At 71.8% G+C, this 26,026-nt stretch carries 24 protein-coding genes and 5 pseudogenes; 13 read left to right on the top strand and 16 right to left on the bottom strand.

Going from position 1 to position 26,026, the window contains the following annotated elements; genetic code table 11:
- Positions 1-130: 130 nt before the first annotated feature.
- Entirely contained in the window at positions 131-1,357 is a 1,227-nt protein-coding gene (locus tag KSF81_RS09950; protein WP_217378841.1) for an MFS transporter, read from the top strand.
- Between the two features lie 9 nt (positions 1,358-1,366).
- Here KSF81_RS09950 and KSF81_RS09945 read toward each other — a convergent pair whose 3' ends face one another.
- Complete coding sequence (locus KSF81_RS09945) at positions 1,367-1,828, bottom strand: hypothetical protein (protein ID WP_217378840.1); 462 nt, start codon at positions 1,826-1,828, stop codon at positions 1,367-1,369.
- 470 nt (positions 1,829-2,298) lie between these two features.
- On the opposite strand from KSF81_RS09945, the gene KSF81_RS09940 reads away from it, so the two are divergent.
- Positions 2,299-3,030 carry a Crp/Fnr family transcriptional regulator gene (locus tag KSF81_RS09940; protein WP_217378839.1) on the top strand — a complete coding sequence of 244 codons (732 nt, stop codon included), beginning with the start codon at positions 2,299-2,301 and terminating at the stop codon, positions 3,028-3,030.
- Positions 3,031-3,096: 66 nt separating this feature from the next.
- Here the strand turns inward: KSF81_RS09940 and KSF81_RS09935 are convergent, their stop codons facing one another.
- The gene (locus KSF81_RS09935; RefSeq protein ID WP_217378838.1) at positions 3,097-3,318 is read right to left on the bottom strand and encodes a DUF1858 domain-containing protein; all 222 of its coding nucleotides are present in this window, start codon (positions 3,316-3,318) and stop codon (positions 3,097-3,099) included.
- 437 nt (positions 3,319-3,755) lie between these two features.
- Between KSF81_RS09935 and KSF81_RS09930 the strand changes: the two genes are divergently transcribed.
- A complete protein-coding gene (locus tag KSF81_RS09930; protein WP_217378837.1) occupies positions 3,756-4,988 on the top strand; it encodes an NnrS family protein in 1,233 nt (410 codons plus the stop codon).
- A 6-nt stretch (positions 4,989-4,994) separates the two neighbouring features.
- A pseudogene (locus KSF81_RS29430) lies at positions 4,995-5,330 on the top strand (DUF454 family protein); the annotation flags it as partial.
- A 35-nt stretch (positions 5,331-5,365) separates the two neighbouring features.
- Here the strand turns inward: KSF81_RS29430 and ubiM are convergent.
- The 3 genes from ubiM to KSF81_RS09915 all read right to left on the bottom strand — a co-directional run bounded on the left by ubiM (position 5,366) and on the right by KSF81_RS09915 (position 9,711).
- Positions 5,366-6,562 carry a 5-demethoxyubiquinol-8 5-hydroxylase UbiM gene (gene ubiM / locus KSF81_RS09925; RefSeq protein ID WP_217378836.1) on the bottom strand — a complete coding sequence of 399 codons (1,197 nt, stop codon included), beginning with the start codon at positions 6,560-6,562 and terminating at the stop codon, positions 5,366-5,368.
- 71 nt (positions 6,563-6,633) lie between these two features.
- The gene (locus tag KSF81_RS09920) at positions 6,634-9,069 is read right to left on the bottom strand and encodes a recombinase (protein WP_217378835.1); all 2,436 of its coding nucleotides are present in this window, start codon (positions 9,067-9,069) and stop codon (positions 6,634-6,636) included.
- 42 nt (positions 9,070-9,111) lie between these two features.
- Positions 9,112-9,711, bottom strand: a complete 600-nt coding sequence (locus KSF81_RS09915) for an Rrf2 family transcriptional regulator (RefSeq protein WP_254453445.1) — start codon at positions 9,709-9,711, stop codon at positions 9,112-9,114.
- A 157-nt stretch (positions 9,712-9,868) separates the two neighbouring features.
- Between KSF81_RS09915 and ric the strand changes: the two genes are divergently transcribed.
- The 5 genes and pseudogenes from ric to KSF81_RS09895 form a co-directional block, all read left to right on the top strand.
- On the top strand, positions 9,869-10,495 hold the full coding sequence (gene ric / locus KSF81_RS09910) for an iron-sulfur cluster repair di-iron protein (protein WP_217378834.1): 627 nt from the start codon (positions 9,869-9,871) through the stop codon (positions 10,493-10,495).
- A gap of 19 nt (positions 10,496-10,514) precedes the next feature.
- Positions 10,515-10,655 (top strand): hypothetical protein, encoded by a 141-nt coding sequence (locus KSF81_RS32010; RefSeq protein WP_375293321.1) that lies wholly within the window; start codon positions 10,515-10,517, stop codon positions 10,653-10,655.
- Positions 10,645-10,974 (top strand): annotated as a pseudogene (mog, locus tag KSF81_RS32005) (molybdopterin adenylyltransferase); the annotation flags it as partial. The gene KSF81_RS32010 and the pseudogene mog, both read left to right, overlap by 11 nt.
- 212 nt (positions 10,975-11,186) lie before the next feature.
- A pseudogene (locus KSF81_RS32000) lies at positions 11,187-11,702 on the top strand (tripartite tricarboxylate transporter substrate-binding protein); the annotation flags it as partial.
- Between the two features lie 25 nt (positions 11,703-11,727).
- Positions 11,728-12,234 (top strand): annotated as a pseudogene (locus KSF81_RS09895) (Bug family tripartite tricarboxylate transporter substrate binding protein); the annotation flags it as partial.
- Between the two features lie 109 nt (positions 12,235-12,343).
- Here KSF81_RS09895 and KSF81_RS09890 read toward each other — a convergent pair.
- The 5 genes from KSF81_RS09890 to sdhC all read right to left on the bottom strand — a co-directional run bounded on the left by KSF81_RS09890 (position 12,344) and on the right by sdhC (position 17,542).
- A complete protein-coding gene (locus KSF81_RS09890) occupies positions 12,344-13,948 on the bottom strand; it encodes an ABC transporter substrate-binding protein (RefSeq protein ID WP_217378833.1) in 1,605 nt (534 codons plus the stop codon).
- Positions 13,949-14,046: 98 nt separating this feature from the next.
- Complete coding sequence (locus KSF81_RS09885; RefSeq protein WP_217378832.1) at positions 14,047-14,829, bottom strand: succinate dehydrogenase iron-sulfur subunit; 783 nt, start codon at positions 14,827-14,829, stop codon at positions 14,047-14,049.
- 18 nt (positions 14,830-14,847) lie between these two features.
- The gene (gene sdhA / locus KSF81_RS09880) at positions 14,848-16,659 is read right to left on the bottom strand and encodes a succinate dehydrogenase flavoprotein subunit (protein ID WP_217378831.1); all 1,812 of its coding nucleotides are present in this window, start codon (positions 16,657-16,659) and stop codon (positions 14,848-14,850) included.
- 26 nt (positions 16,660-16,685) lie between these two features.
- Positions 16,686-17,084 (bottom strand): succinate dehydrogenase, hydrophobic membrane anchor protein, encoded by a 399-nt coding sequence (sdhD, locus tag KSF81_RS09875; RefSeq protein WP_217378830.1) that lies wholly within the window; start codon positions 17,082-17,084, stop codon positions 16,686-16,688.
- An 11-nt stretch (positions 17,085-17,095) separates the two neighbouring features.
- Positions 17,096-17,542, bottom strand: a complete 447-nt coding sequence (gene sdhC, locus KSF81_RS09870; protein WP_217378829.1) for a succinate dehydrogenase, cytochrome b556 subunit — start codon at positions 17,540-17,542, stop codon at positions 17,096-17,098.
- A 164-nt stretch (positions 17,543-17,706) separates the two neighbouring features.
- Between sdhC and KSF81_RS09865 the strand changes: the two genes are divergently transcribed.
- Positions 17,707-17,856, top strand: coding sequence for a hypothetical protein (locus KSF81_RS09865; protein ID WP_217378828.1), 150 nt, complete (start codon positions 17,707-17,709; stop codon positions 17,854-17,856).
- A 41-nt stretch (positions 17,857-17,897) separates the two neighbouring features.
- Here the strand turns inward: KSF81_RS09865 and KSF81_RS09860 are convergent, their stop codons facing one another.
- Complete coding sequence (locus tag KSF81_RS09860) at positions 17,898-18,212, bottom strand: multidrug efflux SMR transporter (RefSeq protein WP_217378827.1); 315 nt, start codon at positions 18,210-18,212, stop codon at positions 17,898-17,900.
- 81 nt (positions 18,213-18,293) lie between these two features.
- Here KSF81_RS09860 and KSF81_RS09855 point away from each other — a divergent pair, with 81 nt between their 5' ends.
- Complete coding sequence (locus tag KSF81_RS09855) at positions 18,294-19,142, top strand: DMT family transporter (RefSeq protein WP_217378826.1); 849 nt, start codon at positions 18,294-18,296, stop codon at positions 19,140-19,142.
- Between the two features lie 9 nt (positions 19,143-19,151).
- Here the strand turns inward: KSF81_RS09855 and KSF81_RS09850 are convergent.
- The 5 genes and pseudogenes from KSF81_RS09850 to KSF81_RS09830 all read right to left on the bottom strand — a co-directional run bounded on the left by KSF81_RS09850 (position 19,152) and on the right by KSF81_RS09830 (position 23,928).
- Positions 19,152-20,928 (bottom strand): annotated as a pseudogene (locus KSF81_RS09850) (ABC transporter ATP-binding protein).
- Between the two features lie 14 nt (positions 20,929-20,942).
- Positions 20,943-22,157 (bottom strand): CCA tRNA nucleotidyltransferase, encoded by a 1,215-nt coding sequence (locus tag KSF81_RS09845; protein WP_217378825.1) that lies wholly within the window; start codon positions 22,155-22,157, stop codon positions 20,943-20,945.
- Positions 22,154-22,498: a DUF6111 family protein gene (locus KSF81_RS09840; RefSeq protein WP_217378824.1), complete on the bottom strand. Its 345-nt coding sequence runs from the start codon at positions 22,496-22,498 to the stop codon at positions 22,154-22,156. Before KSF81_RS09840 ends, KSF81_RS09845 begins: the two co-directional genes overlap by 4 nt.
- A gap of 276 nt (positions 22,499-22,774) precedes the next feature.
- The gene (locus KSF81_RS29420) at positions 22,775-23,074 is read right to left on the bottom strand and encodes an NUDIX domain-containing protein (RefSeq protein WP_254453443.1); all 300 of its coding nucleotides are present in this window, start codon (positions 23,072-23,074) and stop codon (positions 22,775-22,777) included.
- Positions 23,075-23,322: 248 nt separating this feature from the next.
- Positions 23,323-23,928 carry a DUF1285 domain-containing protein gene (locus KSF81_RS09830; protein ID WP_217378823.1) on the bottom strand — a complete coding sequence of 202 codons (606 nt, stop codon included), beginning with the start codon at positions 23,926-23,928 and terminating at the stop codon, positions 23,323-23,325.
- Between the two features lie 189 nt (positions 23,929-24,117).
- On the opposite strand from KSF81_RS09830, the gene KSF81_RS09825 reads away from it, so the two are divergent.
- Positions 24,118-25,134 (top strand): MoxR family ATPase, encoded by a 1,017-nt coding sequence (locus KSF81_RS09825; protein ID WP_217378822.1) that lies wholly within the window; start codon positions 24,118-24,120, stop codon positions 25,132-25,134.
- Positions 25,135-25,214: 80 nt separating this feature from the next.
- A complete protein-coding gene (locus tag KSF81_RS09820; RefSeq protein ID WP_309139524.1) occupies positions 25,215-26,021 on the top strand; it encodes a DUF58 domain-containing protein in 807 nt (268 codons plus the stop codon).
- Positions 26,022-26,026: the final 5 nt, after the last annotated feature.

The raw sequence follows: 26,026 nt of genomic DNA, 5'->3' as shown, positions 1-26,026 counted from the left end.
GTCTCTTGCCATGATCCTGCGGCCGGGGCGGGCGGAGGTCCAGGGCGTGCTTCCCCCGCAAGCCGAATCGGCGCGACCATGGCGGGAAGGCCGGAGCCGCGGCCCCTGCCCCTGGGAGAGGACGCCACGCATGCCGCAGGACGGCGCACGCGCCTGGACACCGGCCGAATTGCGGACCCTGATCCTGGTCTCCGGGGCGCATCTGGTCAGCCACCTGCACCAATTGGCCCTGCCGCCGCTGTTTCCGCTGCTGCGGGACTGGCTGGGGGTGGGTTTCGTCGAGCTTGGCCTGGCGCTGACGGTGTTCAACGTCGTCTCCGGCGTGGCGCAGACGCCGATGGGCTATGCGGTGGACCGCTTCGGCTCCCGCCCGGTGCTGGTGGGCGGGCTCTGCCTGGCGGCGGTGGCCTTCGGGCTGCTGGCGGGCTTTGCCAGCTATCCCTGGCTGCTGGCCGCGGCGGCGCTGCTCGGCATCGCCAACAGCGTCTACCACCCGGCGGATTACGAAATGCTGTCGCGCGGCATCAGCGAGGCGCGGATCGGCCGGGCCTTCTCCATCCATACCTTCGCGGGCTTCCTCGGCGGCGCCATCGCGCCGGCGGTGATGCTGGGCGTGGCGATGCTGGCCGGGATTTCGGCGGCGCTGGTGGTGGCGGGGCTGGCCGGGCTGCTGGCGGCGGTCCCGCTGGTCCTCGCCGCGCCGGCCGAGGCGCGCCCGGCACCGCGCCGGGCCGCCGAGGCGTCCACGGCGGCGGGCGCCACGGCTTCGGTGCTGACGCCGGCGGTCATCATGCTGACGCTGTTCTTCACCCTGCTCAACCTCTCGACCGGCGGCATCCAGAGCTTCTCGGTCGTGGCGCTGGTGGAGGGCTATGGCGTCTCCTTCGCCGCCGCCAATGTGGCGCTCACCGCCTTCCTGCTGGCCAGCGCCTTCGGCGTGCTGGCCGGGGGCGTGATCGCCGATCGCACCCGGCGGCATGGCGAAGTGGCGGCGCTCGGCTTCGGCATGACGGCGGGGCTGATCCTGCTGGTGGGGCTGGTGCCGATGCCGCCGGCGCCGCTGGTGCTGGTGATGGGGCTGGCCGGCTTCCTGGCGGGCATGATCATGCCCTCCCGCGACATGCTGGTGCGCGCCGCGGCGCCGCCCGGGGCGGTCGGCCGGGTCTTCGGCATCGTCACCACGGGTTTCAACATCGGCGGCACGGTGGGGCCGATGCTCTATGGCTGGCTGATGGACCGGGGCGCGCCGCAGCTGGTCTTCGCCACGGTGGTGGGGTTCATGCTGCTGACCGTGGCGGTGGCGCTGCTCGACGGCCGCCGGAGCCCGCGCCAGGCGGTGCCGCAGGCCGGGGAATAGGCCGGGGACCTACAGCACCCGCATGGGGCCCTTCATGCCCTCCCGCGTGCGGATACGCGCCGGCGGTTCGCAGGAGGCGAAATAGAGCGTCATGCACCAGAGCGCGACCTGCATGGAGCCGAAGCTGGCCTTCAGGGTCGGCGCCCCCAGCAGCAGGATGGCGATGGCGGTCGCGGCCAGGATGGGACGTGCCAGGCTGAACTGGTCCCTCAGCGGGTTGGACCGTGTGTCCGGTATCATCGCCAGCCCCTGCAGCAGCGCCATCCCGGCCCAGAGCGCCAGGAAATCGAGCAGCACGGTCCAGTCCGGCAGCGCCTCCGTGGCCGCGATCAGCATCCGGCCCAGCACGAAGACCATCGCCCCGGTCATGCAGAAACGCGCCGCCTCGGCAGGCGTCATGGCGCCGGCCATGGCATTCGCCGCAGGCTGGAACACGCGGTTCATCAAGAAATCATCGAGGCGAGCCAGCACCGGCACCTCCCTGCATTGCATCCGCCGCGCAACGGAATTCACCGCTTCGCGTTAATTTTCCCTGAGCGGTCGCGACGCCACCTTCGGCGTCGGGGGCCATGCGCGCTTCCGCTTGGCACCTCGGCAATCGCGTCCCGCCCAACCAGATCAGGCTCGATAAAGAGGATATTAATCATCGAATGCGACAACCCTTGTTCAGATCGCCGTCATTTATTGAGATTGGCCGCAAAACTTTACTTGAGCGGGCCAGGGCGCGGCAATCCACGCGGGTTTCCCGGCACCCCCTAGGGACATGATCGCCACCTTTCTCCTGCTCCCTGCGGCGCTGTTGCGCAACGGGAACCGGCCAAGCCCCGGCGCGGCCCGGCTCCGGGTGCTCCGCTGCCTTGCGGCTGCCATGCTCCCGCCCTAGGACTTCCGCGCCCGGCCGCCGCTGCATTGCAGGGATGCCACCCCCAGGTGAGGCCAGCATGCCCACGACCCCGACAGAGCCTTCGTCCGCGCCGGGCGGGCGGCTCGACCCCACCGCCCTGCAGGCCGTGCCCCTCTTCGCGGATCTCGACCGCGCCGCGCTGGCCGATGTGGTCCAGGCCGGACGCACGCACCGGGTGCTGAAGGATGCGGCCCTGTTCGAGCAGGCGGCGCCCGCGACCGCGCTGCATGTAGTGCTGCAGGGCCGCCTCAAGGTGGTGCAGGCGGGCGCGGATGGGCAGCAGATCGTGGTGCGCTTCGTCGGGCCCAATGACCTGGCCGGCGTCTTCGCGCTGCTCGGGCCAGGCCAGGTCTATCCGGCGACCGTCGCGGCGGTGGTGGATTGCGTGGTGCTGTCCTGGGAAGGACCGGTGCTGCAGGAGATGCAGCGCCGGTATCCGACCCTCGTCGTCAATGCCATGCGCGTCCTTGGCGGCCGCAGCCAGGAGGTGCATGCCCGGCTGCGCGAGGCGGCCACGGAGCGGGTGGAGCGGCGGCTCGCCCTGGCGCTGCTGCGGCTGGTGCGGCAATCGGGCGTGCGGGAGGAAGGCGGCGCGGTGCGCATCGACTTCCCCGTGGCGCGGCAGGACCTGGCCGAGATGGCCGGCACCACGCTCCATACCGCAAGCCGCATCCTGAGCGGCTGGGAACAGGCCGGCATCCTGGCCGGCGGGCGGATGCGCATCGTGGTGCAGGACCCGCATGCGCTGGTGCGGATCGCCGAGGGCTAGCATCGCGGTCTTCCAGGCTAGAGCAGACCGCGGACGGACGTGAACGTCCGAGAGCGTGAATCTGCTCTAACCATCAGCCGGCGGCCGGCCGGAGGCCTCCCGCAGCTCCTCGAGCAGGCTGGCGGCGACCAGTTGGTATTCATGCGCCGCATCGGCGACGCTGTGGAAAGGGCCGATGGCGCAGCCGACGCAATGCATCCGATGGCGCAGGAACACGCCGATCGTGCCGGGGAAGTAGCGCATCACCTCCTCGACCGGCATGTCCAGGGTGATGGGTTTCTCACGCATGGCCTTCGAATCCCACGGAGCGGTCGCGGGAGAGTGCCGCGGCGGCGGGAACGCGTCCTTGTCCGCCGCCAACTCCCCGGGCCCTGGCGCGGAGATCGCCTGCCATCCTCGTCGGCGAACCGCCAGCGGTGCGGTCCGCGCCGGGACGTGATGCAGCTTGTCGGGGGACAAGGACCGCGCAGCGCAGCGCCCATAGGGTCCACCCACCGCGCCATCCGGGACGGGACGCATCCGGGGCGTGGGACGGAGACTGACATGAGACTGCCGAGCAACGGCCTGGCCGGCCTCGCGCCGACCGCCGCCCTGCTGGATCCACATGCCCGACCGCGGCGAAGCCGGTGCCATGGTATGCAAGCCGGCGCTGCTGCGCACCGCCCGCCAATCCACCGGGGTACGGGAGCGTTTCGAGCAGATGTTCCGCGAGATCGGAGGCTGAGATGAGCACCGCACCCGCCGGGTCCGCCACGCGGCCCCACCTTCCCAGCCAGGCCTCGACGGGACGCGGCTTCGCGCTCTTCGCCTATGGCTTCCGCCCCTTCTTCCTGATGGCCGGCCTCTGGGCGCCGCTCGGCGTGGCGCTCTGGGTCGCGGCATTGGCCGGGCTGCCGGTGCCGGAGGGGCCGCTGCCGATGCTGCGCTGGCATGCGCATGAGATGCTGGCCGGCTTCGTGGCCGCGGCGCTCGGCGGCTTCGTGCTGACCGCGGTGCCGAACTGGACGGGGCGGCGCGGTTATGCCGGGGCGCCGCTGGTCGGGCTGTTCTCCATCTACCTCGCCGGCCGGCTGGCGCTGCTGCCGGGCTCGCCCCTGCCGGCGGGGGTGGCGGCGCCGATCGCCCTCGCCTTCCTGCCGGCGCTGGTGCTGCTGGTGCTGCCGGCCCTGGTGAAGGCGCGCAGCGCCCGGCTCTTCGGCCCGCCGGTGCTGGTGCTGGTCTTCTGGGCCGGCGACCTGCTGATGTTGGGCGAGGCCGCCGGCTGGTGGGCGGCCGAGACCTGGGGCTTCGGCCAGTTGCTCTCCCTCAACACGGCGCTGGCACTGGTCGTATTGATCGGCGGCCGCATCATTCCCTCCTTCACCCTGAACGCGCTGCGCAAATCCGGCCGCCCGGCGGAGCCGCGGCCGCTGCCGGGGGTGGATCGTGCGGCGATCCTGTCGCTGCTCGGCGTGGTGGTGGTGGACCTGGTGGCGCCGGGCGGCGCCGTGGCGGGCGTGGTCGCCGGGGTGGCAGCGGTGCTGGTGGCGCTGCGGCTGTCGCGCTGGCACGGGCTGCGGACCCTGGACCAGCCGATCCTCTGGGTGCTGCACCTGGCCTATGCCTTCGTGCCGCTGGCGCTGGCCACCAAGGCCGTGTGGCTGCTGGCGGGGGCGCCCTGGGCGATGCACTGGCTGCACCTGCAGGGCGCCGGGGCGCTGGCGATGATGATCCTGGCGGTGATGACGCGGGCGATCCTCGGCCATACCGGCCATGCGCTGGTGGCGGCGCCGCCGACGGTGCTGGCCTATGTGCTGCTGGCGCTGGCCGCGCCGATGCGGGCCTTCGGGCCGAGCCTGGTGCCGGGGCTGCTGCCGCTGGTCCTGGCCGCGGCGCTGCTGGTGGCGGCCTTCCTGCTGTTCCTCTGGGTCTATGCGCCGATCCTGCTCCGCGCCAGGGCGGACGGGAAGCCGGGCTGACCGGCGATGCGGCGGCTGGCGCTGCTGGTGCTCGGCCATGCCAGCCTGACGGCGGCGGCGCTTGGCCTGGTGCTGCCGCTGCTGCCGACCACGCCCTTCCTGCTGCTCGCGCTCTGGGCCTTCACCCGCGCCTCGCCGGCCCTGGCGGAGCGGCTGCGGCGGAACCGCCGCTTCGGCCCGGCGCTGCGGGCCTGGCAGGAACGGGGCGAGCTTTCGCGCGGCACCAGGGCGCGGGCGCTGGTGCTGCTGCTGGCCGGCTGGGGCTTTCTCCTGCTGATGGTTGGTGATCCGCTGGCGCTGACCGGGGCGACGCTCTGCATGGCGGGCGCCGGCGGCTTCATCGCCACGCGCCCGGTCAGCGCAGATGCGCCGGGGCTTCAGCCCGCCAGGCGCAGGGACGGCGGCCCCGCCTCCATCAGCCGGGCCGTCACCAGGCGCCGCACCGGCGGCAGCGCGGCGCCGAGCCGCAGCGCCGCATGCCGCAGCAGCCGCGCCGGCAGCCGCTCATCCGTGTAGAGTCCGGCGATGGCATTGGTCGCGGTGAAAAGCGGCCAGGTCGCGCGACGGTGCCTGCGCTCATAGCGCTGCAGCGCGGCGGGATCGGCGGGGTCCTGGCCGCGTGCCAGGGCGGCACGGATCTCGCGCGCCAGGGTATCGGCGCCGCTGAGGCCGAAATTGAAGCCGTGCGCCGTAACCGGATGCATACCGACCGCCGCATCCCCCACCAGTGCGAAGCGCCGTGCCACGAAGCGGTGTGCATAGACCGCCACCAGCGGATAGGCGTGGCGGGTGCCGACCAGTTGCATCGCGCCCAGCCGGTGGCCGTAGCGGCGCGCGATCTCGGCGCCGAAAGCCTCCGGCGCCAGCGCCAGCAGCCGGTCCGTCTCGCGCGTCGGCAGGGTGACGACGGCGGAGGAGAGGTCGCCATTCAACGGCAGCATCGCAATGGTCTGGCCATGGCCGAACCACTCGGTGGCGATGCCCTCATGCGGCACCTCATGCGCCATGCGGCAGACCAGCATCGCCTTGCCGAAATCCCGCATCGAGGCGCCAATTCCCTGGCGCCGCCGCGTCTCCGAGAAGCGGGTGTCGGCCGCCACGACCAGATGCGCGCGGAGGTCCCGCCCATCCGCCAGCCGCACTTGCGCCGCCTCCGGTCCCGTCTCCACCGCCGCCACGGCGGTGCCGGCCAGCAGGGTGATGTCCGGCAGCCCGGCCACCGCCTCGAACAGGGCCTGGCGGATGCGGTGGTTCGGGACGAGGTGGCCGAGGCCATCGCCCTGCCGGCCCTCGGGCGCGAAGCGCAGCGCGAAGCCGGAGGCGCCGTTCAGCACCCGCGCCTCGCGCAGCGGCGCGATCTCCGCCGCCGGGATGCGCTGCCAAGCCCCCATCTCCCGCAGCAGCCGGGCGGAGCGCCCGGTCAGGGCGATCTCGCGCCCGTCGAAGCCGGGCGCGGCCAGGTCCCGCTCGCCGGCCTTCTCGACCAGGGCGATGCGGAGGCCGCAGCCGGACAGGGCGCGGGCGAAGGCGAGGCCGGCCGGGCCGGCACCCACGATGGCGACATCGAATTGCATGCAGGAACATCCCCCAGGGAAGCACGGCGAATCCGGCCATAGGCCGGGTCCGCGCGCGTCCTTGATGCGGATCAGATCGGGCAGACGCCCGAGGCGCAGCTCAGATGCGCCATGTCGATCGCCTCATGCAGCGCCGGGTCGCGGATGCCCTCCACGATGGCGGCGAAGCGGCCGAGCGGCACCTGTTCCTCCGGCAGGTATTCATAGCCGAGTTCATGGTCCGGCCGGCTCGGCAGGATGGAGCAGCAGCGCACGCCGGGCTGGTTCTCCAGCACGATGTCGCGGAAACCCGCCAGGTCGTGCCGGTCCGTGTAGAGCTTCAGCGTGTAGGAGATCTGGTTGCCGCGCGCCTCGCCGATCCAGTGGCGCTCCAGCAGGCCGAGCCAGCGATACTGCTCGCGCGGCCCGGCATCCGGGGCGGTGACCAGCCGCTCGCCGATGCCGAGGCGCTGGATCAGCGGCAGGGTCGGGAAGCCGACGATCGACATGCCGGGGAAGCTGCGCAAGGTCCGCACCGGATAGCCGCGCGCCTCGTATTCCGCCAGCAGCGGGTCGCTATCCGCGGACCAGGTGCCGGCCTCGTCCCTGGTGCCCTTGAACTGCACCCAGCGCAGGTATTGCCGCCGGGCCGGCAGATGCGCCCCCTCGGTCAGGCCGAAGAGCTTGCTGGTGGTGCCGGCGGGCTTCACCGTGGTGACGGTGAAGGGGCGGACGCGACCGAGCTCATCGGCATAGGCATCGCCCTCCGCCTTCGCTGCCTCCGAGAGATGCTCCAGCATGGCCCAGAAGGGCGCGGCGCGATCCTCGTCCAGCAGGTCCTCGAAGCCGAGGCCGAAGCGCATCCAGGCCCATTCCTGTAGGCCGGTCGGGCCGATGCCCATGCGGTTCGTGCGGCGCACCTCCTCGCCATAGAGCGCATCCATCAGGTTGGCCCGCATCAGGAAGCGCACGCCGAGCCGCACGCTGTCCTCGACCCGCGCATCCCATTCGGCGGCAACCTCCGCCGGAATCTCGCCGGGCCGGAGCGCGGCGATCTCCACCGGGCAGGCCAGCAGCGGCGCGAAATCCGCGATCACGCAATAGCCACCGGTGACGTGCAGGGTAATCTCGCCGCAAGGGTTGGTGGTGACGGGGAAGCGCGCCTTGCCGGCCCGGCGGGAGAGTTCGGCCAGCAGGGCGCCGGCATGGTCCGCCTGGTAGCGGGCGGAGCGGAAGTCGCGGCCATCCGCATGCACCGGCTTCTCCCAGGCCTGGCCGGTGCGGTGGTCGTTCAGCAGGTCGCCATTGATGAAGCCGGGCTCGCCATTGATATAGGCACAGCGCGTCACCTCCTCGAAGACCGCCTGGGCCTGGCGGGTCAGCGGGTCCGCCGCGCCGCGGCCCGCGACACGGTCCCAGAATTCGCGGTCCACCATGACCGAGTTGTTGGCGGTCCAGAGCCCGCCCTCGGATTTGGCGCGGATGAAGCGGAAGATGCCCGGGTCGCGCCAGGATTTGGTGGCCATGCGTGCGGCGCGGCGGGCACCGCCCACCTGCACCTCGACCGAGAGATAGTGGTCCACCAGCAGCGCCTGTTCCCAGGGCTGCAGGGCCTCGTCATCGGGGCCGCGGTGCCGGGCCGGTTCGATCACATGCTGGCGCAGGTTGACGAAGGCCCGCATGAGCGAGAGCGGGCCCGAGGCCGGCCGCCCCTGCATCCCGGCAATCGGCGCGCCGCGGCGGCGGATGGCGGAGAAATCGAGCAGCAGCGTGCTGCCGCGGGCGCCCGCGAAGGCGAGGCTTTCCAGCCATTCCACGGCCTTGGCCCAGCCCTCGCGGCTATCCTCCACCCGAAGCCGCAGCGCATTGGCCGGCGCGGCCGCCGGGTCGGCCAGGAATTCGCGGGCGATCCAGCCGCGGATCTCGGCCTCCTGCGCCTCCGAGAAGGCATCGAGCGAGGTGCCCCAGGGCAGCAGCCCGAATTCGGCGCCGAAGCGGTGCAGATCCTGCCGGTTCTGCGGGAAATCCACATGGCCAGGGTCGAGATGCAGCAGCAGCGCGGGGGCCTGGCCCCAATCCACCGCCACCAGCTCATCGTCATAGGCGCGGCCGACGCCGCTGCCATTCAGCAGCAGATAGAATTTGGCGAAGCTGGTTATGGCGGAGGCGCAATTGGTGAAGACCTCCATGTTGCGCCCGGACTGCTGCGCGTCGCCATGCTGCAGATGCCGGCCGGAGGTGAGCAGGGCGCCCGTGGCGATGGCATTGCGCAGCCGCGCCTGCTCCACCTGCTCCGCCACGCCCGCCACCCGGCCGAGCAGCGCCATGTTCCCCGCGGCCACGCGGTCCGCCACCCGGCCGAAATCATCCCCGTCCTCGGGCCGGAACACGGTGCGGCGCGCCACCGCCAGGCCCATGCCGGGGTCGAGCGGGCGCGCCGGCAGCGGCGCCTCGCCGAAACTGGCACCGGGAGACGGGAGGATCGGGAGATGCCGCACCACGCGGGCGCCGGCCAGGGAACCATCCATGCTGGACCATCCTTACCCCTCGCCACCACAGGCGAGTCGGTCTCAGCAATATATGGTATGACCTTCTGCTTGTGAACCACTAAATGTGGTTCTCAGGCGATGGCATGGACCGGAATGCAATCCGCCAGGGTGGTGCTGTCGAGTTCCCGCAGGAACGTCTCGCGCGCACGGGCCAGGACCCCCCCTCAACCGGCATGTTGGAGTCATGCAGCAGGTGCCGCCATCCGGGCGGAAGCACTCCACCAGCGCCTGGTCCCGTTCCAGCCACCGCACCACGGTGCCCAGCCGGATCTCGGCCGCCGGCATCGCCAGCAGCACGCCGCCGCGGGCGCCGCGCAGGGTGCGGACCAGCCCGGCCTCGGCGAGCGCCTGGACCAGTTTCTGGAGGTGGTTGCGGGGCACGCCGATCTCCCGCGCCAATTCCTCGGTGTTCATGTGGCGGTCCGGCTCGGCGGCCAGCCGCATCAGGGCGCGCAGCGCGAAGTCGGTGGAGGCAAGCAGCCGCATCGGGACCTCGATTCTGGTATTGACGATACCACAATAACCTTTCAATGTAATTGGTATCGGAGATACCAGTTTGCAGCCGCGCCCAGCCCCATCCGGATCGCCTGCCCATCGCACCGCCCCCGCCTGGGCCGGCATGCAGCGGCGCCAGGCCAGGCTGGGCCGCGACCCGGTGCCTGGGCCCGATTCCCTCACCCGGAAGCCCGGCCAAACCCGCCGCGGCACAGGAGAGCAGCCATGACCGAGACCCTCGCCCCCCTCTCCCGGCACCGACTCCCGCTTCGCCGGCCGCAGCGTGGCCGAGATCGCCGCCGCCCTGCCCGGCGCGACCGCCGTGTTCCGGCGCCGGAAGCTCGATTTCTGCTGCGGCGGCCAGGCGAAGCTGGCCGAGGCCGCTGCCGCGCAGGGCCTGGCGCTCGCCGAGATCGAGGCGGAGCTGGCGGCGCTGGCCACCGGCGCCACGGCCCCGCCGCAGGATACCGACGCCCTGATCGAGCTGATCGAGACCCGCTACCACGCCACCCACCGCCGCGAATTGCCCGAGCTGATCCGCCTCGCCGGCCGTGTCGAGACGGTGCATCGCAACCACCCGGACGCGCCGCACGGCCTCGCCCAATTGCTCACGGAGATGGCCGAGGAGCTGGAATCCCACATGGCCAAGGAGGAGCAGGTGCTCTTCCCCCTGATGCGCCGTGGCGGCCACCCGATGATCGCCCACCCGATCGGCGCGATGCGCGCCGAGCATGACAGCCACGACGCGCAGCTCCTCCGGCTGGAGGCGCTGACCCGGGATGGCGCGATCCCCCAGGGTGCCTGCGCGACCTGGCGGGCGCTCTATGCCGGCACGCGGAAGCTGGCCGAGGACCTGACGGCGCATATCCATCTGGAGAACACCGTCCTCTTCCCCCGATTCGGCGCCTGAGCCCCAGCGGATGGGCGCCGTGCCGATCGGCGTGGTGACGGTCTCCGACCGCGCGAGCCAGGGGGTCTATGTGGACCGGGGCGGCCCGGGCATCGAGGCCGAATTGCACCGCATCCTGGTCACCCCCCTGGCACCCGCTGCGCCGGCTGGTGCCGGATGAGCGGCCGCTGATCGAGGCTGCGCTCCACGACCTGGCCGATGCGGCAGCCTGCCCGCTGATCGTCACCACCGGCGGCACCGGCCCCTCGCCGCGGGATGTCACGCCGGAAGCGACGGAAGCGGTCTGCGACCGGATGCTGCCCGGCTTTGGCGAGTTGATGCGCGCCGTCTCGCTGCGGAGCGTGCCGACCGCCATCCTGTCGCGCCAGGTGGCCGGCACGCGGGGGCGCAGCCTGATCCTCAACCTGCCGGGCAAGCCCAGCGCCATCGCCGAATGCCTCGGCGCGGTCTTCCCGGCCATACCCTATTGCATCGACCTGATCGGCGGCCCGCGCCTGGAGACGGACCCCGCGGTTTGCCTGGCCTTCCGGCCGAAGGGGGGGCTGAGTCGGCCCGATGACCGCAGGGCCGTATGGCCCGGAGGTCTGAATCGGGCCGAAGATACAAAGCGGCGGGCGGTTTCAGGCCGTGACGCCGCCCGGCCGGCACCCTGCTTGACTCGGGACTCCACGGCTCAGCATCCTCCGTGGCGATGGCCGCCAGGCAAGGCGGCAGGTGGGGAGGAGGCGGGGCCGTGGCGGCAGAGCACAGCAGGGGCGCGGCGATGGGCCGGCGCCTGCTTCTTGGGCTGGCCGCCGCTGTCCTGGCCGGCAACAGCGCCCGGGGGCAGACGGCGGCGCAGCCCTATCCCAACCGCACCATCCGCATCGTCGTCCCCTTCGCGCCGGGCGGGCCCACGGATGTCATGGCCCGGGTCGTCGCCAATGGCCTCAATGGTGCGCTCGGCCAGGCGGTGGTGGTGGAGAACCGCGCGGGCGGCGGCGGCAATGTCGGCGTGGCCCATGTCGCCCGCGCCGCGCCGGATGGCTACACGCTGCTCGTCACCTCCACCGGCTTCGTCGTGAACCCGAGCCTGTTCCGCAACCCCGGCTACGACCCGGTGCGCGATTTCGCGCCGATCACCGAGCTTGGCGCCTCGCCCAATGTCGTGCTGGCCTGGCCTGATTCCGGCATCGACAGCGTCGCCGGGCTGATCGCGCGGGCGAAGACGGAGCCGGGGGGGCCTCAATTTCGCCAATCCCGGCACCGGCTCCACGCCGCATCTCACCGCGGAGCTGCTGCGGCTGCGCGCCGGTATCGACTTCGTGCAGATCCCGCACAACAGCGCGGCGCTGGCCATCCAGTCATTGCTCAGCGGCACGACGTCGGTTGGCGTCACCGCTCTGCCACCGGCGCATCCGCATATCCAGTCCGGCGCGCTGCGGGCGCTGGCCATCACCGGCGAGGAACGCTGGCCGGACCTGCCCGAAGTGCCGACCATGCAGGAGGCGGGTTTCGCGGGCTTCGTCTCAGAGACCTTCCAGGGCCTGCTCGCCCCGGCCGGCACGCCAGCGCCGATTATCCAGCGCCTGGCCGCCGCGGTGGTCGCCGCGCTGGGCGAGCCGGCCACGCGGATGCGGCTGCAGAATGCCGGCTTCGGCCTGCGCGCTCGCGGCCCCGAGGGCCTGGCCGAGCGCATCAGGCGCGAGGTGCCGCTCTGGCGCGACCTGATCCAGCGCGCCGGCATCCAGCAGGAATAGCCCGCGATCGTCCTGGGTGGAAATGCCCAGGGCGTGAATCGCAGGCTCAACAAAGGCCAGGCCCATCTCGCCCTGCCCGAAGTCAGGGCGAGATGGGCTTGGCGGCGCCCTATCGCGCCGCCCCGGACCCCGGCGCGGCGGGCCGCACCCCCATCGCGACGGTCCGCTCATCCATGCGCGGATCGTGGCGCAGGTCGCGGCGATGCGCCCAGGTATTCACGTATTGCAGGAGCTGGAGCATCGGCATCTGCTCGGCATAGTAGACCACCAGTTCCCGCCACTGCGCCTCCCGCATCTCGTCATCCATGGTGGCGGCGGCGCGGGCCAGCATCTCGTCGAGCTTCGGGTCGGAATGGCGCGTCATGTTGGAGGCGCCGGTCAGCTTTTGACGGTCATAGGTGGCGACGATGCTCACCAGGTAATTCGAGGCCTCGCCGGTCGAGCTGCCCCAGGCGCCGAGCTGGATCGCGTGCTCCTGCCGCGACCGGCGGGGCACGAAGGCGGCGAAGGGCATCGCATCCACCTGGGTCCGCACGCCGATCCGCGTCCACATCTGCGCCACGGCCTGGCTGATGCGTCCGTCATTCGGCCAGCGGTCGTTCGGCGAGGCGAGGGTCAGGCGGAAGCCCTCCGGGAAGCCGGCCTCGGCCAGCAGGCGCTTGGCGCCATCGGGGTCGAAGGGCATCGGCCGCACCTCCGGATTATGGCCGAAGGCGCCGGGCGGCAGCCATTGCGCCGTGGCCGTGGCGGCGCCCTCCATCACTCGCTCCACCAGCGCGTCGCGGTTGATCGCCATGGAGAGCGCCCGGCGCACCCGGAGGTCGCGGAAGGGGTTCTGCGGCAGCGGCGTGCCGGCATTGTCGGTGACAAGAGGCGTGGCGCCGGTGCGGGAATAGTCGGGCGAAATGAAGGTGGTGCGGAGCGAGGCGATCTCCGTCACCGCCAGCCGCGGATCGCGCCGCAGCCGCGAAAGGTCGCTGGTGGGGATCTGCTCGATGAGGTCGACATCGCCGGCCAGCAGCGCCGCGGTGCGGGCGCCGTCATTCAGCAGGAAGCGGATATCCACCCGCTCCCAGGGCTCGCGCTCGCCCCAATAGGCCTCGTTGCGGGCCAGCTCCACCCGGTCGCCGGAACGATAGGCGGAGAGCCGGTAGGGGCCAGTGCCGATGGCCGCCTTGCCGCTGTTGTAGTCCTCCGTCCCCGCGCCCTCCGCCGCATGGCGGGCGATGATGCTGACCGAGGCGAGGTCGAGGGGCAGCAGCGGATGCGGCCGATGGGTGTGCAGCCGGATGGTATGCGGGTCCAGCACCTCCACCCGCGCGATGGAGCGCAGGAAGCCGCCGAAACCGCCCGGGCTGTTCGGCACGGCGGGCACACGCTCGAAGGTGAAGACCACGTCATCGGCGGTGAAGTCGCGGCCATCGTGCCATTTCACGTCGCGACGGAGCTTGAACTCCCAGACCGTCTCGGACAGCGCCCGGTAGCTCTCGGCCAGTGCGGGCCGCGCCCGGGCGCGCGCATCGCGCTCCACCAGGCGGCTGAAGATATGCATGCCGGTGGCGTTGTTGGGGCCGAGGTTGTGGTAGTGCGGGTCGATGGTGGTGACGACCGCGGCATTGCCGATGGTGAGCGTCTGCGCCATGGCGGCGGCGGGCAGCGCCAGCGCGGCGGCCAGCGTGCCGATCAGCGTGGTGTTGCGGATAGTCCCTGGCATCCTGTCTCTCCCGGCTTTCGCGGGAGCTTAGGACAGGTCCGGCGGGTTGTCTGCGGCGGGATGTACCCTCCCCCGGCGAGGGGAGGGCGTAGCCAGGGTCAGCTCTGCCGCTCGACCATCATCTGCTTGATCTTGCCGATCGCCGCCGCCGGGTTGAGCCCCTTCGGGCAGGTCCGGGTGCAGTTCATGATGGTGTGGCAGCGATAGAGCCGGAAGGGGTCTTCGAGGTTGTCGAGCCTTCCGCCCGTCGCCTCGTCGCGGCTGTCGGCGATCCAGCGATAGGCCTGCAGCAGCACCGCCGGGCCGAGATAGCGGTCGCCGTTCCACCAGTAGGAGGGGCAGGCGGTGGAGCAGCAGAAGCAGAGGATGCATTCCCACAGCCCGTCCAGCTTCGCCCGCTCCTCCTTGGACTGGCGGCGCTCCGCATCCGGCGGCGGCGGCGTATCGGATTTCAGCCAGGGCTCGATCGAGCGAAGCTGGGCATAAAGCTGCGAGAGGTCCGGCACCAGGTCCTTCACCACAGGCAGATGCGGCAGCGGGCTGATGCGGATATCGGCCTTCACATCCTCGATCGGCTTCAGGCAGGCCAGGGTGTTCAGCCCGTCGATATTCATCGCGCAGGAGCCGCAGATGCCCTCCCGGCAGGAACGCCGGAAGGTCAGCGTGCTGTCCACCTCGTTCTTGATCTTGATGAGCGCGTCCAGGACCATCGGGCCGCACTTGTCGAGGTCGATCTCATAGGTATCCGTGCGCGGGTTCGCGCCCGTATCCGGGTCCCAGCGGTAGATCTTGAAGGCCTTGACGTGTTTCGCATCCGGCGCGGCCTTGTAGGTCTTGCCGGGCTGGATCGTGCTGTTCTTGGGCAGCGTGAAGGTGGCCATGATTCGGATATCGTCCCCTCAGTACACGCGCGCCTTGGGCGGGAAGACCTGGACCTCGTTCGTCAGGGTCCGCATCTTCACGTCGCGGTAGTCGAGCTTCACATTGCCCCGTTCGTCCACCCAGGCGAGGGTGTGCTTCATCCAGTTCTGATCGTCGCGCTCGGGGTAGTCCTCCTGCGCGTGGGCGCCGCGGCTTTCCTTGCGCGCCTCGGCGCCGGCGATGGTGGTCATGGCGTTGCCGACCAGGTTGTCCAGCTCCAGCGCCTCCATCAGGTCGCTGTTCCAGATCAGGCTGCGGTCGGCGATGTGGATATCGCCATAGCCGGCCTGCACCTTGTGCATCTTCTCCAGCCCCTCCTTCAGCAGTTCGGAGGTGCGGAAGACCGCGGCATGGGTCTGCATGGTGCGCTGCATGGTGACGCGCAGGTCGGCCACCGAGGTGCCCCCCTTCGCATGGCGGACGCGGTCCAGGCGATCGAGCGCCGCCTCCCCGGCCTTGGGCGGCAGCGGTGGCTGGGAGGCGCCGGGCTTGAACATCTCGGCGGCCCGGTGCGCCGCGGCGCGGCCGAACACCACCAGGTCGAGCAGGCTATTGGTGCCGAGCCGGTTGGCGCCGTGCACGGAAACGCAGGCCGCCTCGCCCACCGCCATCAGGCCGGGCACCACGCGGTCCTGGTCCTCGGCTGTCGGGTTCAGCACCTCGGTGTGGATGTTCGTCGGGATGCCGCCCATGTTGTAGTGGACGGTCGGCAGCATCGGGATCGGCTCCTTCGTCACATCCACGCCGGCGAAGATCTTCGCCGTCTCGGAGATGCCGGGCAGCCGCTCATGCAGCAGGTCGGCGCCGAGATGCTCCAGATGCAGGTAGATGTGGTCCTTGTGCGGGCCGACGCCGCGGCCTTCGCGGATTTCCACGGACATGGCGCGGGAGACGACGTCGCGGGAGGCAAGATCCTTGGCGGTCGGCGCATAGCGCTCCATGAAGCGCTCGCCCTCCGAATTCGTCAGGTAGCCGCCCTCGCCCCGCGCGCCCTCGGTCACCAGACAGCCGGAGCCGTAGATGCCGGTCGGGTGGAACTGCACGAACTCGTTGTCCTGCAAGGGCAGCCCGGCCCGGAGGACCATGCCGCCGCCATCGCCGGTGCAGGTATGGGCCGAGGTGCAGGAGAAATAGGCGCGGCCATAGCCGCCCGTCGCCAGCACCACGGTCTGGGCACGGAAGCGGTGGATGCTGCCATCCTCCAGGTTCCAGGCCATGACGCCGCGGCAGGCACCTTCCTCGTCCATGATGAGGTCGAGGGCGAAATACTCGACGAAGAACTCGCAATTATGCTTGAGGCTCTGCTGATAGAGCGTGTGCAGCATCGCGTGGCCGGTGCGGTCCGCCGCGGCGCAGGCGCGCATGGCCGGCGTCTTGCCGTAATGCTGCATGTGGCCGCCGAAGGGGCGCTGGTAGATCCGCCCGTCCTCGGTCCGGCTGAAGGGCATGCCGTAGTGTTCCAGCTCGATGATCGAGGGCACGGCCTCGCGGCACATGTATTCGATGGCGTCCTGGTCGCCGAGCCAGTCCGACCCCTTCACGGTGTCGTACATGTGCCAGCGCCAGTCATCCTCGCCCATGTTGCCGAGCGCGGCGCTGATGCCGCCCTGCGCCGCCACGGTATGGCTGCGGGTCGGGAAGACCTTGGTGATGCAGGCCGTCGTCAGCCCCGCCGCACCCATGCCGAAGGTGGCGCGCAGCCCGGCGCCACCGGCGCCCACCACGACCACGTCATAGGTATGGTCCACGATGCGGTAGGCGCCGTTGGAGGGCATGGTGATCGCGTTCATCGTCCGGTTTTCCTTTCAGCCCCGCCTCAGACCGCGATCCTGAGGACCGCCAGGGCCGAGGCCAGGGCCAGCAGCCAACAGATGGCCTTCACCGCCAGGATGGCAGCCATCTTGGCCCACTCCTGATTCACATAGTCCTCAAGGACCACCTGCATGCCTGCCGCAATGTGGTGGAAGGTGAGGCCGATGGTGGCCAGCAGCAGCACCGCGTTCCAGGGCCGGCCGATCCAGGCCACCGTCTCCGCATAGGAAGCCCCGGCCAGCGAGGCGGCGGCGAGGGCGAACCAGAGGGTCAGCGGCAGCAGCGCGGCGGAGGTGATCCGCTGCATCCACCAGTGATCCGTGCCGCCCTTGGCGGAGCCGAGGCCGCGGACGCGCCCGAGCGCCGAGCGCATGGTGGTGTGGTCGGCATATTCATTGGCCATGATCTGCCTCCTCAGGCCCAGGCGATAATGGCGACGAGCCAGGTCAGCACCGTCAGCACGGCGGTGGCGATCAGCACCGTCCAGCCGCTGCGGTACATGGTGGGAATTTCGTAGCCGTGGCCGGCATCCCAGGCCAGGTGGCGGATGCCGTTCAGGGTGTGGAACCAGGCCGCGCCGGTCATGCCGACGAGAATCAGCAGCCCGAGCCAGGAGCCGAGAAACCACTGCACCTGGGCGAAAGCCCTGGGGCCGGCCGCGGCGGCGACCAGCCACCAGACCAGCAGCAGGACACCGACGCTCCAGGCCACGCCGGTGATGCGGCCGGCGATCGACATCGCGCTGGACATCTGCAGCATGTCGTAGACCTGCAGGTGTGGCGACAGGGGCCGGCGAACGGTCGAGCCGTCGGTGCGGCGGCCGAGCATGTCCGCGTCGCGCGAGTCCTGCATGATGGGCATGGGGTGGTTACTCTCCGGGCCTGCTGCGTGGCGCCCGGGCAGCCGAACCCTCCCCTGGCGCATCGTCCCTGCCTTCTATGGTGCCCGCGCGGGGAAGCGTCAATTGCACGGCATCGCGGGCGGAAGGATGGGCCAAAGGTGCATAGGAATGTTATCCTGTCGCCATGCCCGATTCCGCCCGCACCGACCCGCCCCCTCCCACCCGGCCGCCGCGCGCCCCGCTGGCGCAACGGCTGCAGCCCTGGGTGGACCTGCTCTACAAGCTGCTCCTCGCCGCGGCGACAGCCCTGGCGCTCTGGAAGGGGCTGGGCTGACGCGTGGTGTCCCGGCTGCCACTTGCGGCGCGCCGGCGGGCTCAGCTTGCCATCTTCAGCCCGGCGACTCCGCCGAGGATCAGCGCCAGGCAGAAGATGCGCGCCGCCGTGGCCGGGTCGCCCTCCACCGCCATGCCCCAGATCGCCGCCCCCGCGGCGCCGATTCCGGTCCAGATCGCATAGACCGTGCCGATCGGGATCACCTGCAGGGCCCGTGACATGCAGTAGAAACTCACCGCCATGGCGGCCACGGTGGTGAGGCTCGGCCACAGCCGGCTGAAACCATCCGTGTATTTCAGCAGGATCGCCCAGACCACCTCGAACAGGCCAGCCACCCCGAGCCATACCCAGGCCATTCCCACGCTCCCGGCATTGATTGGATTGACGGGCGCCGCGCGACACCCTGGGATGCAGCATCCCTGGCAGCGCCCGGACCGATGACCAACGCCATCCTCTTCGCGCTGCTGTGCAATCTTCTCTATGCCATCGGCTATGCCCTGGCGAAAGTCCTGGCGGTGGATCTCAACCCGCTGGAGATCACCTTCCTTCGCAGCGGCCTGGTGCTGCTGGCCGCCGCCGGGCTTTCCCCGCGGCTGCCCGACCCGGCCGGCGCCTGGCGGCACGCCGCCGCCCCGCCCCGCGCCTGGGACCAGCGGCTTGCCGCGGTGGCGCTGATCGCCTCCACCACCATCAGCGTCGCGGGCTATGCGCTGCTGCCCTTCACCGAGGCCGCCACCCTCGGCTTCACCGGGCCGATCCTGCTGACCGGCCTCGGCGCCCTGCTGCTGCGCGAGCGCGTCTCGCCCCGGCGCTGGCTGGCGGTGGGCATCGGCTTCGCCGGCATGCTGGTGATCATCCGCCCCGGCGGCAGCCTGTTCCGCTGGGAGGCGCTGGTGCCGGTGGCCGCGGCGCTGGTCTATGCGCTGTACCAGGTGCTGGTGCGCCGGCTGCGCGGGGCAGCGGATGCCAGGGATGCCATGGTGCAGGGCGCGATCATCGGCCTGGTGCTGCTGGCGCCGCCCATGCTGCTGGTCTGGCGCAACCCGGATGCGCCAACCCTATTGCTGCTGCTGCTCTACACCGCGGTGCAGAGCGCGGCGCTCGGCGCCCTGGCCGCCGCGGTGCGGCGAGCGGAGGTCTCGGTGCTGGCGCCCTGGCACTATTCCCGCCTGGTCTTCGCCCTGCTGATGGACGCCACCCTCTTCGGCCGCCTGCCGCCGCCGGAGGCGCTGGCCGGCGCGCTGCTGATCGCCGCCGGCGGACTGCTGCTGCTGCGGCGTGGGTGACGCGCCGCGTCAGGCGGCCGGTACCGCCTCGGCCCCGCCGAAAGCCTGGGTCCGCACCAGCCGGGCATAGAGCCCCTCCGCCGCCATCAGCGCGGCATGGCTGCCCTGTTCCACGGCGCGGCCGGCCTGCATCACCACGATCCGGTCGGCGTCCCGCACCGTCGCCAGCCGATGCGCGATCACCAGGGTGGTGCGCCCGCGCCGCAGCGTCGCCAGCGCCCGCTGCACCGCCGCCTCGTTCTCGGCATCGAGCGCGCTGGTCGCCTCATCGAGCAGCAGCACGCGCGGGTCGCGCAGCAGGGCGCGGGCCAGGGTGATGCGCTGCTTCTGCCCGCCCGAGAGCCGGTTGCCGCCGGAGCCGAGCGGGGTGGCATAGCCCTCCGGCAGGGCAGCGATGAAGTCATGCGCGGCGGCGGCGCGGGCGGCGGCCTGCACCTCGGCCTCCGTCGCACCGGGCCGACCGCAGGCGATATTGGCGAAGGCGGTGTCGTCGAAGATCACGGCATCCTGGCCGACATAGGCGATGGCATCGCGCAGCGAGGCCAGGGTCACGTCCCGCACATCCGCGCCATCGATCCGGACCGCGCCCGAGGTCACGTCATAGAGCCGCGGCACCAGCGCCAGCGCGGTGGATTTCCCGGCGCCCGAGGGGCCGACCAGCGCCACCGTCTCCCCCGGCGCCGCCGTGAAGGAAAGCCCCCCCCAGCGCCGCATCGGGCGTGCCCTCGTAGTGGAAGCCGACGGCATCGAACGCCACCCGCCCCGGCCCGGCCGGCAGGGGCCGCGCCGCCGGTGCCTCCAGGATGCGGCGCGGCGTGTCCATCACGCCAAAGACCCGGGCGAGCCCGGCCAGCCCCTCCTGCAAGGCGGCGTTCAGCGAGCCCAGCGAGCGCACCGGCCGCGCCGCGATCAGCAGCGCCGCGACGAAGCCGGTGAACTCGCCTACCGTCCCCTGCCCGGCCGAGACCCGCCAGCCGACGAAGCCCAGCACCGCCGCCACCGCCAGCCCGCCCAGCGCCTCCAGCGTCGGGTCGAGCCTGGCGCGGGTGCGGGCGATGCCGAAGAGCGAGGCCCGCAGCCCAGCGAAGGCGCGGGCGGCGCGGGCCTCCTCCTGCGCCTCCAGCCGATAGGCGCGCACCACGCGGGCGGCGGCGAAGCTTTCGGTGAGGGCTGCCGCCGTCTCCCCCATGCGCTCCTGCATGCCGCCCGAGGCGCGGCGGATGCGCTTGCCGAGCCGCAGGATCGGCACCACCGCCACCGGGTAGAGCGCGGCGGCGATGAGCGACATCTGCCAGTCCAGCCAGACCATGGAGCCGACCAGGCCGATGATGGTCAGCACATCCGCGGCGCCGTTGATGGATTTGGTCAGCGCCTCGCGGATCGCCGCCGCATCGACGGTGAAGCGGCTGGCATGGCGGGCCGGGGCGTCGCGCACCACGCTGGCGAGATCGGCCTCGGTCAGCGCCCGGAACAGGCCGCCCTGCAAGCCCTCGATCACCCGCAGCACCACGGATTGCACCGCCACCGCCTGGCCGAATTGCGCCAGCGCCTTGGCGCAGGTGACGGCCACGATCACCGGCGGCAGCAGCCAGATGATGGAGGGATCGCCGGCGCTGAACCGGTCGAAGGCCTGCTGGATGACGATGGGATAGAGCGCGGTGAGCCCCGCCAGCAGCACGGTGCAGGCGATGGCCAGCGCGATGCCGCGGGTATGGTGCCGCAGGTAGTCGCGGATCAGGCGGCGGACCAGGACGCGGGAGGGGGTATCAGCCAAGGGGACAGGCATGGCGGCGGGGCGTATCAGACCCGGCCCGCGGCGGCCAGTTCGCGCAACCGCTCCAGGCAGGATGCCCGGTCCGCATTGCACCCCCCGGCCTTCCACCAGGCCCGCAGCGCCGCCAGCCGCCGCCCGACCGCCGGGCCGGGCGGCACCCCGAGGGCCAGCACATCACGCCCCTGCACCGGCAGATCGAGCCTTGGCCGGTCCGCGACCCGGGCACGGAAGCCGGCCCAGTCGCCCGCCACCCCGCGCGCCTCCGCCAGCCAGGCCAGCTTGGCCAGCAGCGCGCCGGCCCGTTCCGCCAGCAGGCGCCGGAGGTCGTCGCCCGCCGCCGCCGGGTCAGGGGACGGGCCGCGCCAGGCGGCGAGCCGGCCCGCCTCCTCGCCGGAAAACCGCAGCCGGGCGGCGAGCGGGGCCGTCTCCAGCCCGGCCGGCAGCAGCGCGGCCAAGCGCAGCAGCGGCTCGCGCGGCGCCTCCAGGGCTACCAGCCGGGCCAGGGCCGGCAATTCCGTGGCCTCCGGCAGCACGGCGCCGAGCACGCCGGCCTCGGCCATCAGCGCCACCGCGCCGGCGGGGTCCGGCGCCTCCAGCAGGCGCTTGATCTCCATCCAGACCCGCTCGGCCGAAAGCCGCGCCAGCCCCGGCACCGCCGCCCGGATCGCCGCCATGGCGGCCGGATCGGGCGCGCCGCTGCCATAGCGGGCCTGGAAGCGGAAGAAGCGCAGGGCGCGGAGGTAGTCCTCGCGCAGCCGGGTCGCCGGGTCGCCGACGAAGCGGACCCGCCCCACCGCCAGGTCCTCGCATCCGCCGAAATAATCCCAGAGCCGGCCATCGGCGCCGAGCGACATGGCATTGATGGTGAAGTCCCGCCGCGCCGCGTCCTCCCGCCAGTCGGTGGTCCATTCCACCTCGGCATGGCGGCCATCGGTGGCGACATCGCGGCGCAGGCTGGTGACCTCCACCGGCTGATGCGCCAGCACGGCGGTGACGGTGCCGTGCGAAAGCCCGGTGGCGAAGACCTTCAGCCCGGCCTGGCGGAGCCGCGCGACGATCGCCTCCGGCGGCAGGGGCGCGGCGATATCCACATCATGCACCGGCAGCCCGGCCAGGGCGTCCCGCACGCAGCCGCCGACCGCCCGCGCCTCGGGCAGCGCCGCCAGCACCGCCGCCGGGGCTTCGCGCGCCAGGGAGTCCGGTGGCGGGATCACCGTGGAAGGCGGGTCCGGCGCCGTCACCGGGATGTCTCCGCGTGCCCCGGCCCTTTGGGTTCCACATGCCCCGGCCCTTTTGATTCCGCGTGCCCCGGCCCCCTTGGTTCCGCATGCCCCGGCCCCCTTGGTTCCGCGTGCCCCGGCACGACCTCCCCATCCTGCATCCGCGCCGGCACATAGACCACCTCCGGCCCGGCGCTGACGGAAAGCCCGTACCAGACCGCGCCCGCCATCCCGAGGCCGATGCCGACCAGGGCCAGCAGCACTGTCCGTGAGTCCGGCTCCGCCTCCGGGTTCAGCCGGCGCCACAGCGCATAGAGCCCGAAGGGCAGCAGGAACAGAATGATTTCGAACAGATAGGGCATCGGGGCGCCACGCCATGGGGCCGCATCATGCCATGCCAGCGGCCTGCCTCTGAAATTCACCGCGTCGCGCGGCAAAGGAAGAGGCTGCCTGGTGTCTCCGGCCCGACTCAGATCTCCGGGCCATGCGGCCCTGCGGTCATCGGGCCGCCTTATATCTCCGGCCCGATTCAGACCTCCGGGCCATGCGGCCCTGCGGTCATCGGGCCGGCTCAGCCCCGCAGGATGCGCGCCAGGTTCACCAGGATCGCCGCGGTCGCGCCCCAGATGTAGTGGCGCTCATGCGGCCAGACCCAGAATTCCGCGCCTTCGCCCCTTCCATTCCGCGCCCCGCCGCTCCGGCGCCGCCGGGTCCAGCACGGTGGCGAGCGGCAGTTCGAAGCATTCCTCCACCTCCCCCGGATGGGGCGTGAGGTTGAGTGGCGCCGGGACCAGCGCCACCACGGGTGTCATCCGGTAGCCGGTGCCGGTGATGTGGTCCGGCAGGCGGCCGAGCAATTCCGGCAGGCGGGGGTCGAGTCCCACCTCCTCCGCCGCCTCCCGCACCGCCGCCGCCTCGGGCGTCTCGGCCCCCCTCAATGCGGCCGCCGGGGAAGCTCACCTGCCCGGCATGGGCGGAAAGCCGGGCGGCGCGGAGCGTCAGCAGCACGGTGGGCGCCGGGTGCAGCACGATCGGGACCAGCACCGCGGCGGCGATCATCGCCTCCGGCCGGAGCCCGATGGCGGTGGCATCGAAGGCCGGCGGCAGCCCCGCCATCGCCTCCCGGTCCGCCAGCCGCGCCGCGATCTGCTCGGCCTTCATGCCACCGGCGCCAGGAACGGCGGCGTCACTCGGCGGCCGTGTCCAGCGCGTTGATCTCGTCGATCGGGAAGAACACGCCCTCGCTCCAGACCCCGAGCACCTGCCGGCCATCGATGGTCTCAGGCTGGGCCAGCGCCACCAATTCGTAGAAGACGGCGCGGTTGATCTTGGCCTCCAGGCCCGGCCGGACCGTCACATAGGGCCGCGGTTCGCGCGTGGTGGGGCAGAGATGCACGCGGATCGGGTGCTCGGCATCCGCGGTCACGATCTCGTCGAGATTGGTGCGGAAGGTCAGGCACTGGCGCGGCCGGCCGGCGGCCAGCTCCGGCGCCACGCAGTTCCGCCAGCACATCTCGACGGCCATGAAGGGCGCGTCCTCCACCTCGATCCGGCCGCGCTCCACCGGCGTCTCCAGCCAGTAACTCCCATCCGCCTCGCGGCGAAGCACACTGGCGAAGAGGCACACCAACTCCTTCCGGCCGATCGGACTGCCCCGGTAGTACCAGGTGCCGTTGCGGTCGATCCGGATCTCGAAACTGCCGCAATCCCGCGTGGTCCGCGGGAAGGCCGGGACATTGCCCGCCCTTGCCTGCGGCCCCGCGTTTTCCCGTGGCGACGTGGCCTGGCGCATCAACCCGTCCTGCACGCCATCCTCCCCAAACTCGCTGGGCCGCGCCCGGACATTCGCTGATTTTCATTCATCGCTTCGTCCGCGCCCTGTCCGGCCATAGGCTTCTCTGGTTCCGCACGTCCATGTGACGGCGTAGCTCCGGGACGTCGCCATCGACGCGCCGGCGCCAATATAGGGATCGTGACTGGGATGATTGAAGTGGCGGACCCCTCGATGGATGCCAATGACCCCGCAACCCTGGTGGCGGAGGCCGAATCCCTTGGCCACCGGCTGCAGAAGGTCCGCGAATCTGTCGGCCGTGTCATCTTCGGCCAGCAGGAGGTGGTGGAGCAGACGCTCATCACCCTGCTCTCCGGCGGCCATGCGCTGCTGGTCGGCGTGCCCGGCCTCGGCAAGACCAAGCTGGTGGAGACCCTGGGCGCGGTGCTGGGCCTGGATGCCAAGCGCGTGCAATTCACCCCGGACCTGATGCCGGCCGATATCCTGGGCTCCGAGGTGCTGGAGGAGGCGGGCGACGGCCGCCGCGCCTTCCGCTTCCTGCGCGGCCCGGTCTTCTGCCAGTTGCTGATGGCCGATGAGATCAACCGCGCCTCCCCCCGCACCCAGTCCGCCCTGTTGCAGGCGATGCAGGAGCACCGGGTGGCGGTGGCGGGCGAGGTGCATGCCCTGCCCGCCCCCTTCCATGTGCTGGCGACGCAGAACCCGATCGAGCAGGAGGGCACCTATCCCCTGCCGGAGGCCCAGCTCGACCGTTTCCTGCTGGAGGTCCAGGTCGCCTATCCCGATGCCGATGCCGAGCGTGCCATGCTGCTGGCCACCACCGGCGCGCGCGAGGCGAGGCCGGTCCAGGCACTGAGCGGGCCGGAGCTGATCGCCGCGCAGGCGCTGATCCGCCGCATCCCGGTGGGCGAGGGCGTGCTGGAGGCCATCCTCCGCCTGGTCCGGGGCGCACGGCCGGAAACCTCGCAGATCGAGGCGGTGCGGCAGCAGCTCGCCTGGGGCCCCGGGCCGCGCGCGGCCCAGGCGCTGATGCTCGCCACCCGGGCGCGGTCGGTGCTGGACGGGCGGCTCTCGCCCTCGGTCGAGGATGTACTGGCCCTGGCCGAGCCGGTGCTGCGGCACCGCATGGCCCTGGATTTCTCGGCCCGCGCCGATGGCATCCGGCTTGAGGAGGTGATCGGCACCCTGAAGGCGCAGCTTGCCTAAGCCCCCCCACCGCCAGCCGCGCCGGGGCGGCGGCCACCCTCCGCGCCGAGGCGCTGGGCGCCCGCCTGCCGCCGCTGGTGGTGGCCGCCGACCGCGTGGCCGCCACCGTGCTGCAGGGCGTGCATGGCCGCCGCCGCGCCGGCCAGGGCGATGCCTTCTGGCAATTCCGGCCCTTCCTGCCCGGCGACCCCGCCACCCGCATCGACTGGCGGCAGAGCGCGAAGTCGGACCGGCTCTTCATCCGCGAGACGGAATGGGAGGCGGCGCAGACCGTGGCGCTGTGGCGGGACGGCTCCGCCTCCATGGGCTGGCGTTCCTCCCCCGCCATGCCGCCCAAGCGGGAGCGGGCGGAGCTGCTGCTGCTGGCGCTCGCCTCCCTGCTGCTGCGCGGCGGCGAGCGGGTGCGGCTGATAGGCGGGCCGGGCCGCTCCCATGCCGGCCGCGCCGGGCTGGAGGCGCTGGCCCAGGGCCTGCTTCGCAACGACGGCCCGGATGCGGAACTGCCGCAGCCCGATCCCGGCCTGCCGCGGCATGCCCGCGCCGTGCTGTTTGGCGATTTCCTGGCCCCGCTGCCGGAGATCCAGCGTGCCGTCGCGGCTCTGGCCGCCCGGCCGGTGCGCGGCCACCTGCTGCAGATCCTGGACCCGGCCGAGGAGACGCTGCCCTATCTCGGCCGTGTGCGCTTCGAGGGGCTGGAGGCGGAGGAACCCACCCTGGTGCCGCGCGTCGAAACCATCCGCGCCCTCTATGCGGAGCGTCTGCGGCAGCACCGCGCCGGGGTCGCAGCCATCGCCGCGGCGGCCGGCTGGGGCTTCCTCACCCACCGCACCGACCAGCCGCCGGGCCAGGCCCTGCTGGCACTGTGGCAGGCGCTCGCGCCAGAATAGGGTGC

It is taken from the genome of Siccirubricoccus sp. G192, from assembly GCF_019084075.1.
Taxonomy (GTDB): Bacteria; Pseudomonadota; Alphaproteobacteria; order Acetobacterales; family Acetobacteraceae; genus G192.
The sequence above is the reverse complement of the archived record's forward strand: the minus strand, read 5'-3'. Positions and strand labels throughout refer to the sequence as shown.

Excerpts from the sequence above, each read along its gene's own strand:
- KSF81_RS09950 (WP_217378841.1), top strand. The coding sequence starts at position 131 with ATGCCGCAGGACGGCGCACGCGCCTGGACACCGGCCGAATTGCGGACC.
- KSF81_RS09940 (WP_217378839.1), top strand. The coding sequence starts at position 2,299 with ATGCCCACGACCCCGACAGAGCCTTCGTCCGCGCCGGGCGGGCGGCTC.
- KSF81_RS09935 (WP_217378838.1), bottom strand. The coding sequence starts at position 3,318 with ATGCGTGAGAAACCCATCACCCTGGACATGCCGGTCGAGGAGGTGATG.
- KSF81_RS09930 (WP_217378837.1), top strand. The coding sequence starts at position 3,756 with ATGAGCACCGCACCCGCCGGGTCCGCCACGCGGCCCCACCTTCCCAGC.
- ubiM (WP_217378836.1), bottom strand. The coding sequence starts at position 6,562 with ATGCAATTCGATGTCGCCATCGTGGGTGCCGGCCCGGCCGGCCTCGCC.
- KSF81_RS09920 (WP_217378835.1), bottom strand. The coding sequence starts at position 9,069 with ATGGATGGTTCCCTGGCCGGCGCCCGCGTGGTGCGGCATCTCCCGATC.
- KSF81_RS09915 (WP_254453445.1), bottom strand. The coding sequence starts at position 9,711 with ATGCCGGCCCAGGCGGGGGCGGTGCGATGGGCAGGCGATCCGGATGGG.
- KSF81_RS09890 (WP_217378833.1), bottom strand. The coding sequence starts at position 13,948 with ATGCCAGGGACTATCCGCAACACCACGCTGATCGGCACGCTGGCCGCC.
- KSF81_RS09885 (WP_217378832.1), bottom strand. The coding sequence starts at position 14,829 with ATGGCCACCTTCACGCTGCCCAAGAACAGCACGATCCAGCCCGGCAAG.
- sdhA (WP_217378831.1), bottom strand. The coding sequence starts at position 16,659 with ATGAACGCGATCACCATGCCCTCCAACGGCGCCTACCGCATCGTGGAC.
- sdhD (WP_217378830.1), bottom strand. The coding sequence starts at position 17,084 with ATGGCCAATGAATATGCCGACCACACCACCATGCGCTCGGCGCTCGGG.
- sdhC (WP_217378829.1), bottom strand. The coding sequence starts at position 17,542 with ATGCCCATCATGCAGGACTCGCGCGACGCGGACATGCTCGGCCGCCGC.
- KSF81_RS09865 (WP_217378828.1), top strand. The coding sequence starts at position 17,707 with ATGCCCGATTCCGCCCGCACCGACCCGCCCCCTCCCACCCGGCCGCCG.
- KSF81_RS09860 (WP_217378827.1), bottom strand. The coding sequence starts at position 18,212 with ATGGCCTGGGTATGGCTCGGGGTGGCTGGCCTGTTCGAGGTGGTCTGG.
- KSF81_RS09855 (WP_217378826.1), top strand. The coding sequence starts at position 18,294 with ATGACCAACGCCATCCTCTTCGCGCTGCTGTGCAATCTTCTCTATGCC.
- KSF81_RS09840 (WP_217378824.1), bottom strand. The coding sequence starts at position 22,498 with ATGCCCTATCTGTTCGAAATCATTCTGTTCCTGCTGCCCTTCGGGCTC.
- KSF81_RS09830 (WP_217378823.1), bottom strand. The coding sequence starts at position 23,928 with ATGCGCCAGGCCACGTCGCCACGGGAAAACGCGGGGCCGCAGGCAAGG.
- KSF81_RS09825 (WP_217378822.1), top strand. The coding sequence starts at position 24,118 with ATGATTGAAGTGGCGGACCCCTCGATGGATGCCAATGACCCCGCAACC.